The organism is Deltaproteobacteria bacterium (assembly GCA_016210005.1).
Taxonomy (GTDB): domain Bacteria; phylum Desulfobacterota; class Binatia; order HRBIN30; family JACQVA1; genus JACQVA1.
The window spans coordinates 1-11,447 of record JACQVA010000060.1 but is presented as its reverse complement, the minus strand read 5'-3'; the positions used below and the strand labels follow the sequence as shown (position 1 = coordinate 11,447).

9 protein-coding genes are annotated in these 11,447 nt (G+C 67.5%); 1 reads left to right on the top strand and 8 read right to left on the bottom strand.

Features of this window, described 5'->3' with window-relative positions:
* The first annotated feature begins 212 nt into the window (after positions 1-212).
* Entirely contained in the window at positions 213-2,018 is a 1,806-nt protein-coding gene (locus tag HY699_06380; protein MBI4515426.1) for a tetratricopeptide repeat protein, read from the top strand.
* Between the two features lie 36 nt (positions 2,019-2,054).
* Here the strand turns inward: HY699_06380 and HY699_06375 are convergent, their stop codons facing one another.
* From HY699_06375 to HY699_06340, 8 genes are all read right to left on the bottom strand, one after another.
* Complete coding sequence (locus HY699_06375; GenBank protein MBI4515425.1) at positions 2,055-3,467, bottom strand: amidase; 1,413 nt, start codon at positions 3,465-3,467, stop codon at positions 2,055-2,057.
* A 94-nt stretch (positions 3,468-3,561) separates the two neighbouring features.
* Entirely contained in the window at positions 3,562-4,539 is a 978-nt protein-coding gene (hemB, locus tag HY699_06370) for a porphobilinogen synthase (protein MBI4515424.1), read from the bottom strand.
* Positions 4,540-4,543: 4 nt separating this feature from the next.
* Positions 4,544-6,127, bottom strand: a complete 1,584-nt coding sequence (cobA, locus tag HY699_06365) for a uroporphyrinogen-III C-methyltransferase (protein MBI4515423.1) — start codon at positions 6,125-6,127, stop codon at positions 4,544-4,546.
* Positions 6,127-7,044, bottom strand: coding sequence for a hydroxymethylbilane synthase (gene hemC / locus HY699_06360; protein ID MBI4515422.1), 918 nt, complete (start codon positions 7,042-7,044; stop codon positions 6,127-6,129). The genes cobA and hemC overlap by 1 nt, the downstream gene beginning before the upstream one ends.
* Positions 7,041-8,330, bottom strand: a complete 1,290-nt coding sequence (locus tag HY699_06355) for a glutamyl-tRNA reductase (GenBank protein ID MBI4515421.1) — start codon at positions 8,328-8,330, stop codon at positions 7,041-7,043. The genes hemC and HY699_06355 overlap by 4 nt, the downstream gene beginning before the upstream one ends.
* The gene (gene ccsA / locus HY699_06350; GenBank protein ID MBI4515420.1) at positions 8,327-9,142 is read right to left on the bottom strand and encodes a cytochrome c biogenesis protein CcsA; all 816 of its coding nucleotides are present in this window, start codon (positions 9,140-9,142) and stop codon (positions 8,327-8,329) included. Before ccsA ends, HY699_06355 begins: the two co-directional genes overlap by 4 nt.
* A 3-nt stretch (positions 9,143-9,145) precedes the next feature.
* A complete protein-coding gene (locus HY699_06345) occupies positions 9,146-9,811 on the bottom strand; it encodes a bifunctional precorrin-2 dehydrogenase/sirohydrochlorin ferrochelatase (GenBank protein MBI4515419.1) in 666 nt (221 codons plus the stop codon).
* Positions 9,812-10,096: 285 nt separating this feature from the next.
* The coding region (locus tag HY699_06340) for a hypothetical protein (GenBank protein MBI4515418.1) at positions 10,097-11,447 on the bottom strand (1,351 nt) is incomplete at its 5' end.

Below are 11,447 nucleotides of genomic sequence, written 5' to 3'. Positions count from 1 at the left end.
TCTCTGGATCGGGCTGCCACGCATGGACGACATCGCCGAGTTCTTCAAAGTCTTTGCCAAGCTTGCTGAAGGACCCTAACATCTCACGTCACCGTGTCCAGCGAACACTTCTCGGGCAGGATCAGCTCCCGGATGGGAGAAGGTCAGAATGAGGGGGAGCAATTGCTTGGCGAAGCCGATCTGGCCTTGAGGGCCGCGAGGAAGCCGACGTCGTGACACGCCCGCGAACACGCCGGGGCGCGCCGCCGGCCCCAGTTGCTGCTGCGCGTGCAATCGTATCGCTGACCGACAGGCCGCGCCCCGCGGCGGTGCTGCTGGTAGGCATGGTCGTGCTCGCCTACCTGCCGGTGACGGGCGCCGGCTGGGTGTGGGATGACAGCGCCTACGTGTGGGATAACCCGGCGCTGAAGTCGCTCGCCGGCTTGCGGCAGATCTGGTTCGAGCCGGCCGAGACGCCGCAATACTATCCGCTGACGTTCAGCGTCTTCTGGCTGCAACACCTGTTGTGGGGGGTAAACCCGGCCGGTTATCACTGCATCAACGTGCTGCTGCACGCGCTTAATACGCTGCTGCTGTGGGCGCTGTTGCGGCGGCTGGTTGTCCCGGCCCCGTTCTTCGCCGCGGCGCTGTTTGCGCTGCACCCGGTGCATGTCGAGTCGGTCGCTTGGGTCACCGAGTTGAAGGACGTGCTCTCGGCTCTGTTCTACCTGCTGGCAGTGCTGCGCTGGCTGCGCTTCGCGGAGAGCCGTGCTTGGCCGCACTACACCGCCGCGCTGGTGCTGTTTACCGCGGCGATGCTCAGTAAAACAGCGACGTGCACACTCCCGCTGATCCTGCTGCTGTTCACCTGGTGGCGGGAGCCGCAGCGCTGGCGCGAGCGATTGCTGCAGGTGATACCGTTCCTGATAATCGGCGGCGCGCTGGCGTGGGTGACGGCATGGCGCGAGCCGGACGATATTCGCCATACCCTCTCCTACCTGGATCGCGCGCTTCTGGCTGGGCAAGCGTTGTGGTTCTACGCCTTCAAGCTGCTGTGGCCGGTCAACTTGATGGCCGTCTATCCCCGCTGGCAGATCAACGCCGGTGATCCCGGACAGTACCTGGCGGTGGCGGCAGCGCTAGCCGTTGTGGCCGTGCTGTGGCAAGCGCGCCATCGGTTCGGCCTCGCAGCTCTGGTCGCAGTGTTGTACTTCGCCCTCACGCTGGCGCCGGTGTTGGGGTTCGTGAACTTTACCTTCATGATGCTGTCGTACGTCGCCGATCACTTCCAGTACTTGGCCAGCATCGGTCTGACGACGCTGGCGGCGGCCGCCGCCGCACGCATCGCCAACGCCAATGTCAAAGCGCTCGCAGGTGCAATCGTGCTCTTGGCGTTGGGGGCACTGACCTGGCAGCGCACGTACGCTTTTCAAGACGAGGAAGCCCTCTGGCGCGACAACCTCACGAAGAACCCGCGGGCCTGGGTGGCGCAGTTCGGCCTCGGCAATGTCTTCCAGGAGCAAGGGCGATTGGCCGAGGCCGTGGCGCAGTTCGCCATCGCCGCGCGGCTCGAACCCACTTACGCCAACATCCACGACAACTGGGGCGAAGCACTGGAAGCACAAGAGATCTGGGACGAGGCCATCGCCCGATATCGCGCGGCGGTCGAGCTGGATCCCACATTGGTCACCGCCCGCTTTCACCTGGGTTTAGCCCTGGCGCGCCAAGAAAAGCTGGAGCCGGCCGCCGAGCATCTCGCCGCCGCGGTGCGGCTGGCACCGGAGATGACGGCACTACGTGTCACCCTCGGAGCCGTGCTCATGCGCCTCGGCCAGGCCGAACTAGCGGCGCAACAGTTTGCCGCGGTCCTTCGCCTCAGTCCCAACGACCTCGATGCTCGCAAGCTGTTGGCGGCGGGGCTGATCCAGCAGGGCAAGCTTGCCGAAGCCGTTGAACACTACGAAGCCGTGGTGCGGCTGGCCCCCGATGACGAAGCAGCGCGGGCCATGCTCGAAAAGGCGCGGGCCGCGCAGCCGTAACAGGAGAGGCCGGCCCGCGTCGAGATCGACCAGGGCTCACCACCGCGTCGGCCACTGCGGGTGCCACGGGCGTTCGCGCTCGAAGGCGCGGGCGGCTTGCAGCACGAGATCATCGCGGTGGCGCGGCCCGACTATTTGCATTCCGATCGGCAGACCGGCCCGTGACCGGCCGGCGCGCACGGTCGCGGCTGGGTGCCAGGAGAGGTTGAAGGGGATGGTGAACGAGGCGACGCCGGCAAGGATCTGCGGCCGCCCCTCGGTCTGCTCGGGAAACGGGCCGCGCGCCGGCGGAGGGTCGTAGGGCACGGTCGGCGTTACCAGCAGGTCGAAGCGGTCGAACATCTCGGCGCACCATTGATTGAGTTGAATGCGCAGTTGCGCCGCTTTGCCCCAGGCCTCGGGGGTCATCTGCGCGCCGATCTTGACGGCGGTGATGAAGCTGCGCCCGAAATCGCCCTCGTGCTCCGGCAACTGGTCGTGCAGTCGTGCGGCCAGCTCGAATGCCCCGGTCACACCCCACTCCCGCCCCAGCTGCGGCGGACCTCCGGCTATCGGTTCGAGGCGGTGGCCGAGTTGCGCGAACACCGCAACGCACTCCGCCACCGCTTCCGCCACGTCGGATTGCACCACGGCATAGCCCAGATCCGGCGAAAAGCCGATGCGCAACGGGTTCGCTAGCGGTGTGCGGACCGCGTTCAGATAGGAAACGCCCGGATGCGGCAAGCTGTTGGGATCACACGGCGACGGCCCCACCACCTGATCGAGGAACAGCGCGCCATCCTCGACGGTCTTGGTCAGCGGGCCGTAGACCGAGGTGTCGCCGTATTCCCACTGCACGAACGGGCCGCGCGGCACGCGGCCGAAAGAGGTTTTCAGACCGAAGGTGCCGGTGAAGCTGGCGGGGATGCGAATCGAACCACCGCCATCACTAGCCGTGACTAGGGGGAGGATGCCGGCGGCCATGGCCGCAGCCGAGCCGCCGCTGGAGCCGCCGGGTGTCCGCTCCAGGTTCCACGGCGAGCGGGTCACGCCGTAGACCAGATTCTTGGTCAGCGCGGTGTAACCGAACTCGGGTGCGTTGGTCTTGCCCACGACGATTGCCCCCGCCGCCCGCAGCCGCGCCACTTGCGTCGAGTCGCGCGCGGCCACGTGGTCGCGGAACGGCAGCGAGCCGTGTGAAGTCACCAGCCCTTCGGCGTCTTCGAGATCCTTGACCCCGAGCGGGATGCCCTCCAACGGGCGGGCATCTTGGCGCAGGATACGAGCTTCCGCCGCGCGGGCGTCGCGCAGCAACGCCGCGCGGTCGCGCACGGCCACCACCGCGTTCAAGTCGGCGTGGGTCTCGCCGATACGCGCCAGTACCGCCTCCATCAACTCGACCGGCGACGCCTTGCGCGCTCGCAACGTTTCGGCCAATTCCACCAGGGTCAACCCGAGCAGCTCGTGCATGATTCGTCCTCCCGTGTCCGCGTACTACGTTTAGGCAGCCGGCGGCAACCGCGGCGCAGTTTGACCGCGCCGCGGGGTTGTCGCCTTGTCGCTCTTAACGGCGCGCCAGGACGCGGGCGGCGTCTTTGGCGAAGTAGGTGAGGATGAGATCGGCGCCGGCGCGGCGGATGGCGATGAGGGTTTCCATCATCACGCGCTCTTCGTCGAGCCAGCCCTGCTGGGCAGCGGCTTTGATCATGGCGTACTCGCCGCTGACGCTGTAGGCGGCGGTGGGATAACCGAACTCTTGCTTTACGCGCCAAATGAGATCGAGGTAGGCGAGCGCCGGTTTCACCATCACGATGTCGGCACCCTCGCCGATGTCCAGCTCGACTTCGCGCAAGGCTTCGTCGCCGTTGGGTGGGTCCATCTGATACGAGCGCCGGTCGCCGAACTGCGGCGCCGACTGCGCGGCTTCGCGAAACGGACCGTAGAAGGCCGAAGCAAACTTGGCGGCGTAGGCCATGATCGGAATGTGCTCGCAGCCCTGTTCGTCGAGGGCGTCGCGAATGGCGCTGACGCGCCCGTCCATCATGTCGGAGGGCGCCACCATGTCGGCACCCGCGCGCACGTGTGACAAAGCTTCTTTAGCCAGCAGATCGTTGGTGGCGTCGTTGTCGACTTCGCCCGCGGCGATCACCCCGCAGTGGCCGTGATCGGTGTACTCGCACAGGCAGACGTCGGTGATCAGCACCAGGCCAGGCACCGCCCGCTTGATCGCGCGCAACGCCTGCTGCACCACGCCGTCGTCACGGTAGGCGGACGAGCCGATGCTGTCCTTGTTGTCGGGGATGCCGAACAGGATCACTGCCGGTATGCCGAGGTCACTGATGGCTTTGCACTCCTCGACGGCGCGGTCGGCGGAGAGCTGGGCCACCCCCGGCATGCTGCTGACCGGGCGGCTGAGGTTGCGGCCCGGCACGACGAACAGCGGCATGATGAGCTGGTCAACGCTGAGCCGGGTTTCCCGCGTCATGCGGCGCAAGGTCTCGGTTTTGCGCAGCCGGCGCAGGCGCAGGGTGGGATATTCCATGGCGTCACTCCATGTCGGTGGTCGCGGCGGGGCCTCGTGAGCGCCGCGGCGTGGCGGCAAAGTGGGCAATGATCGCGCGGGTGAAGGCGGCGATGGTGTAGGCGGACGGTTGGATGCTGACGTGCAAGCCGAGCTCGCGAGCGGTATCGGCGGTGATGGGGCCGATGCAACCGATCGCCGCACGAGCAAGCAGCGCGACCGCGTCGCCGCCCAGCAGCTCGAGGAAGTTGCGCACCGTGCTCGAGCTGGTGAAGGTCACCAGGTCCACCGCGCCACCGGTGAGCTGCCGCCGCAATTCGGTGACGTCGAGGTTCGGGCGCACAGTGTCGTAGCTGGCCACCTCCTCGACCACGGCCCCGGCCGCGCGCAACATCACGGGCAGAATCTCGCGGGCGCCGGCGGCGCGCGGCAAGAGGACGCGCTGGCCGCTAACGCCGGCGGCCTGCATCGCCTCGGCCACACCTTCGGCGCGGAATTCCTCCGGCATGACATCGACCCGCAGGCCGCGTTCAGCCAGTGCCTGCGCTGTCTGCGGGCCGACGGCGGCCAGCCGGGCTCGGTGCAACACGCGTACATCACGTTCGAGCTGGCGCAGCCGCTCAAAGAACTTCTCAACGCCGTTGACGCTGGTGAACACCAGCCAGTCGAAGGCCTGGACGCCGGCGATGGCGGCGTCCAGCGGCTGCGACGACGCCGGCGCTACGATCTCGATGGTCGGGCAAGGGATGACCTCGGCCCCGGCTGCGCTCAGCGTTTCGATGAAGCTGGTGGCCTGCGCCCGCGGCCGCGTGACCACGATGCGGCGGCCGAACAAGGGCTTGCGCTCGTACCAGTTGAGGCGCTGGTGCAGGCGTACCACGTCACCGACGACGGCCAATGCCGGCGGTTGCAGCCCTCGCTCGGCCACCAGCGCCGCAATGGTGCCGACGGTGCCGGCGATGGTTTCGTGCTCAGCGCGGGTGCCCCAGCGGATCACCGCCACCGGCGTGGCCGGGTCCATGCCCGCAGCGGCCAGCTTTTCCATGTTGGCCGCCAGCTGGCGCGTGGTCATCAGGAAGACCAGCGTGCCGCCGCGGCGGGCAACTACGTCCCAGTGCACGGCGGGCTCGGACTTGTCCGGGTATTCGTAGCCGGTGAGGATCGTCACCGCAGAGGCGAAATCACGGTGAGTGAGCGGAATACCGGAATAGGCCGGTACCGCCAGCGCGGCGCTGATGCCGGGGACGACCTCGAATGCGACAGCGGCGCCCGCCAGCGCCTCGGCTTCTTCGCCGCCGCGCCCGAACAGGAACGGATCGCCGCCCTTCAGGCGCACCACGGTGCGGCCGGCGCGGGCGTGCTCGATGAGCATCCGGTTCAATTCGTTCTGCTCGAACTTGAACCCATCGCCGTGCTTGCCGACAAGGATGCGCTCAGCCGCCGCCGGAGCGTAGTCCAGCAGGCACGGGTTGGCGAGGTAGTCGTAGAAGACCACGTCGGCACATTCGAGACAGCGCCGGCCCTTGAGCGTGAGCAACCCCGGGTCACCCGGGCCGGCGCCGACGAGGTAGACGATGCCTGCGGGCGTGGCTGGGCCGGCGGGATTCATCACCAGGCGGTCAGTGCGCGCAAGATGGCTTCACCGCCGCGGCCGAGCAGCTCTTCGGCGAGGGCACCGCCGAGCGCGGCGGCCTCCGTGGCGGCGCCGCTGCGCTGGCCGCGAATGACTTGCCGGCCATCGGGGCTGGCGATCAAGGCGCGCAACTCCAACCGCGCGCCGGCGAGCGTGGCGTGGGCGGCCAGCGGCGTGCGGCAGCTGCCGCCGACGCGAATCAAGAAGGCGCGCTCGGCCGCGGTGGTGATACGTGTGGGCGCGTGCTCGAGGGCGGAAACCAACGCCACGTCATCACAGCGGGTTTCAATCGCCAGCGCCCCTTGGCCGATGGCGGGGAGGAACTCGGCGGGGTCGAGCGGTTGGGCCGCCGGGCGCGTGAGGCCGAGCCGGTGCAAGCCGGCGGCGGCAATGATGATGGCGTCGAGCTCGCCGGCGTCCAGCTTTCGTAACCGGGTATCGACGTTGCCGCGCAGCGGCAGCAGATCGAGCCCCGGGCGGAGCGCGTGCACCAGCGCCATCCGGCGTAAGCTGCTGGTGCCAAGCCGCGCGCCGGCGGGCAGTGCCGCCAGGTTGTGGCCGCCACGGCAGAGCAAGACATCGCGCGGATCGACGCGTTCGGGCACGGCGGCCAGTGCCAAGCCCGGCGCCAGCTCGGCGGGCAAGTCCTTCATCGAGTGGACCGCGCAGTCGATGCGGCCGGCGGCCAGTGCCTCTTCGATTTCCTTGACGAACAGACCCTTGCCGCCGATGGCCGAGAGCGGGCGATCGACGAAGCGGTCGCCCGAGGTAGTGATGATCACCAACTCAGCCGGCCGGCCGGGCAGGAGGCGTTGCAGTTGTTGCTGAGTCCAACGGGCTTGCGCCAGCGCCAGAGCACTGCCGCGGGTGCCGATCCGAATCGTGGTGGTCACTTGCTTTCTTTGTCCTCGGGTTCTTCCAGGTCGAAGAGCTGGCGGGCGGCGTCGATGACGAAGCTCTCGGACTGGGGGTCGTGGCGTTTGAGGTGCTTGATGGGTGCGTGCAGGATCTTGTTGACGATGGCGGCGGTAAGGGCCTCGAGGCCCTCGCGCTGGCGCGGCGATAGATCTTTCATGGTGCTGAAGGTCTTGTCGAGTTCACGGCGGCGGATGGTTTCGACCTTCTCGCGCAGGGCAACGATGGTCGGCACTACATCGAGTCCGCTCAGCCAGTGCCAGAAGCTGTTGACCTCGGCTTCGACGATCAACTCGGCCTTGGCGGCTTCGCGCTGGCGCTCGGCGAGATTGTCCTCGCTCACGTCCGCCAGGTCGTCGATGTCGTAAAGGTAGACGTTGTCGATCTTGTTGATCGCCGGATCGAAGGCGCGCGGTACACTGACGTCGACCAAGAACATCGGGCGCTGCTTGCGTTCGTGCAACGCCTCGTTGATCAGCGCCGGCGTGAGCACGTGGGTGGGGGCGGCGGTCGAGCCGATGACGATGTCGGCCATGGGTAAGTAGCGCGGGAAGTGCTCGTAAGGCACCGGGGTGCCGCGAAACTCGCGCGCCAGTTCGACGGCGCGGTCGAAGGTGCGGTTGGTGACGATCATGGTGCCGATGCCGCTGGCGAGCAGGTGGCGGGCGGCCAGCTCGCTCATTTCGCCGGCGCCGATCAACATGGCGGTCTTGTCTTCCAGGCGATCGAAGATGTTACGCGCCAACTCGACCGCGGCCGAGCTGACGGAGACGGCCTTGGCGGCGATGCCGGTCTCGGTGCGGATGCGCTTGGCCACGGAGAAGGACTTGTGAAAGCAGCGATGTAACACCGTGCGCACCGCGCCGACGGTGGCTGCTCGGGCATAGAACTCCTTGAGCTGGCCGAGAATCTGCGGCTCGCCGATCACCATCGAGTCGAGGCTGGCGGCCACCCGAAAAAGGTGCTGCACCGCCTCGCGGCCACGGTAGCGATAGAGGTGCGCGTCGAAGCGCTCGCGCGGCAGTCCGTTCTGTGTTGCCAGGAAATCGACGATTCGTTCCGCTGCCGCCTGCGGGTCGTCAGCGTAAGCCACCACTTCGACCCGGTTGCAGGTCGATACCACCACCGCTTCCTGTAGCGGGCCGGGGTCGATGAGGTCGCGATAAGCGTCGTCGAGCTTGCCGTTGGCGAGGGCGAGCTGCTCGCGCACATCCACCGGCGCGGTGCGGTGGTTGACACCGACAATGACGATGTCTGCGCTCATCCTACTGCGCTGTGACGGCCGGCGGAGAGCAGGTTGACGCTCAGGAACGACACCACCAGCAGCGCGAAGCCGACGATCGTCAGGGTGGCGGCGCGCCGGCCGCGCCACCCGGTCAGCCGGGTATGCAAAAGGATAGCGTACAGCAACCAAGTAACCAGCGACCACAGCTGCACCGGCTCCCATGACCAGAAGGCGCCCCAGCGCTGCTTGGCCAAGGCCGAGCCGGTGATGATGCCGATCGTGAACAGGGCGAAGCCCCAGGTCACGAAGCGGAAGTTGAGTTCATCCAGGGTCTCCAGCGAGGGCAGGCGCTGGCGCAGGCCGCTCTTGCGCTTGGCTTTGAGCTGCTGCTCCTGGAGCAAGTAGGCCAGGCTGATGCAGAACGCGACCGCGAGAATGGCGTAGCCGAGGAATGCCGGCGCGATGTGCGCGGGCAACCACAGATTGTTTGGGCTGCGGGTGAAGTCGCGATTGCCGGAGTAGAACACATAGGCGGACAACACGAACAGGAAGGCCATCGGGCTGACCAGTGAGCCCAGCACCGTCAGCGGATAGCGCCGCTGCAGCCACAGGTAGATCCCGACAGTGAGCCAAGCGAAGAGCGAGAGCTGATCGTGGAAGGAAGTGATGGCCGGCGCGCCTGAGGCCAGCGAGCGGGCGACGATGGCCGCGGCATCGAGCGCGAAGGCCGCGGCCAGTACCCACAGGGCCAGGCGGCGGAGTTGCTCCCGCCCCGTGAGCAGGTGGGTGACGAAGCCGACGGTGGCGGCGAGATAGAGCGCGAGCACCAACGGGAGCAGTATAAGTTCCATAGCTCAAGCCAGGTTCACTCTCAGGCTGGCCACCGAGGTGCCGTCGCCAACCGTGGTACGCAGGAGCCGATCGATGGCGGCTGACTGCTGTGTGCGCAACAAATCAACGATCCCCGAGCGCGCCAGAGCGGTCAGGATCGCTTGGCGTTCCGGTTGCGGTCGCGCCTCCGACTGCAGCTGGCGCCGGACCGCGCGTAGGATTGCCAGCGCCTGGGCATATTCGGGGCCGAGTAGCTGCTCCAGTTCCTCGCGCAGGCGGCGCGCGAAAGCTGGGCTGGCGCCGCCGGTTGAAATCGCCACCGTCAGCTCGCCCCGTTCAATCACCGACGGCACGATGAATGTGCACAGCCGCGGGCGATCGACAACGTTGAGCGGTACGCCCGCGCGTTCGGCGTCGCGACCGATGCCGGCATGAACCGCCTCGTCGTTGGTGGCGGCGAACGCGATCCACGCGCCGTCTAGGTCCTCGGGGCGATAGCGCCGGGCGTGATGAACGATCTGCCTGCGATCCGCCAGCGCGGCGAGTGTCGGGGTGAGCGCCGGGCTGATCACGGTGACCCGCGCGTCCGCTTTCAAGAGCGATAATACTTTACGTTCCGCAACCTCTCCGCCGCCGATAACCAAGCAGGGGCGGCCCTCTATGCGCAGGAACATCGGGTAGTACCGCATGACGGCGAAAATCCTAGCACATGGCTATCTGAGCTACTATGGCCGAAAGTCTTGGCGTCGCGCGCAGATTTCCCTCCGTCATTCCCGCGAAGGCGGGAATCCATCCGGAGCCTCACCGCCCCTGGATGCCCGCTTAGGGATTGCGGGCATGACGGAATACCCCTGTCGAGCTTTGGGTTGCGGGCGTCAGCCGCGCTAGGCGGAAACGAAGAGAGACGGCAAGCGGCCCCGGGGGCGCTTATGCAGCGATGACGCGCACTGATGCACGTGGGCCGGCCAGGCGGTTCAAGCGGTGGGCGTACGAGTCGCCGTGCGAGTCGGGCTGAAGGTGGCGGTGCGGGTCGGTGTCCGAGTCGGGGTCATTGTCGGTGTTTTAGTCGGCGTGCGCGTCGCGGTCGAGGTGCGGGTGACGGTCGGAGTCAGCGTCGGCGTCCGGGTTGGGGTCAGCGTCGGCGTCCGGGTCGGTATGCGCGTGGAAGTCGAGGTGCGGGTGGGGCTCGGAGTGCGAGTCTTGGTGTGAGTTGGGGTGTGCGTGGCGGTCTTTGTGGGGACGAGGGTGCGCGTTGAGGTTGGGTTGCTGCCCGACCCGGCCACGGTGGGGGTTAGTGTGGCGGTACGGGTTGCAGTCTGAGTTGGGGTGGAAGTTCGGGTGCGGCTCGCGGTGCGGGTCGGAGTGCGGGTAGGGGTCTTGGTCGGCACCAGCGTGCGGGTTGGGGTGCGCGTTGGGCTGGAGGTCGCGGTGCTACTGGGGGTGCGGGTCGCGGTGCGGGTAGGGGTCTTGGTCGGCACCCGCGTGCGAGTCGGGGTGCGTGTTGGGCTGGAGGTCGCGGTGCCACTGGGGGTGCGGGTCGCGGTGCGGGTAGGGGTTCGCGTCTTCGTGTTGGTCGGGATGGCGGTGAAGGTCAGCGTCGGGGTAGGTGTCGGGGTTCTGGTCGAGCTAGGCGTTCTGGTGCTGGTTGCGGTTGGTGTCTTCGAGGGCGCGCGCGTGCGGGTGGCAGTTGGGGTTTGAGTCGGCGTTGCGGTGCTGGTGCGGGTGGGTGTCAGCGAGGGGGTTCCGGTGGCGGTCCGTGTTGAGGTCAGCGTTGGGGTGTCGCTCGGAGACTTGGTGAGCGTCGGTGTCGGTGTTGCACTTGCGGTTCGGGTCGCAGTCGATGTGGCGGTCGGGCTAGGTGTGTAACTTGCGGTCTTGGTTGGAGTGCTGGATGGCGTCCTGGATGGCGTCTTGGTGAGGGTGGCGGTGGCCGCGATCACGGGCGTCCACGTTGCGGTTGGCGTGGGGGTTGGAGTCGGCGTGCTTCCACCCGAGGATTCGCCGAGCTGCACCCGGCGGACGTTATCGGCGCCGGAGTCGGCGATCTGAAGTGCGAGCTGGTCGGGATCGACGAGCAAGCCGCTCGGGCCGGTGAGGCGGGCCAGGGTGGCCGGGCCGCCGTCGCCGCTGGAGCCCGAGATGCCGGTGCCGGCCGCGGTGGTGATGATCCCTGTGCCGAGGTCGATCGCGCGCACCCGCGGGACGTATTGCTCGGATACGTAGAGCTGCCCGGCCGGGTCGAACCCCAACATCAGCGGCCCGTTGAGCTCCGCCGCCGTCGCCGCGCCGCCATCGCCTGACCAGCCGCAGCGGCCGGTGCCGGCC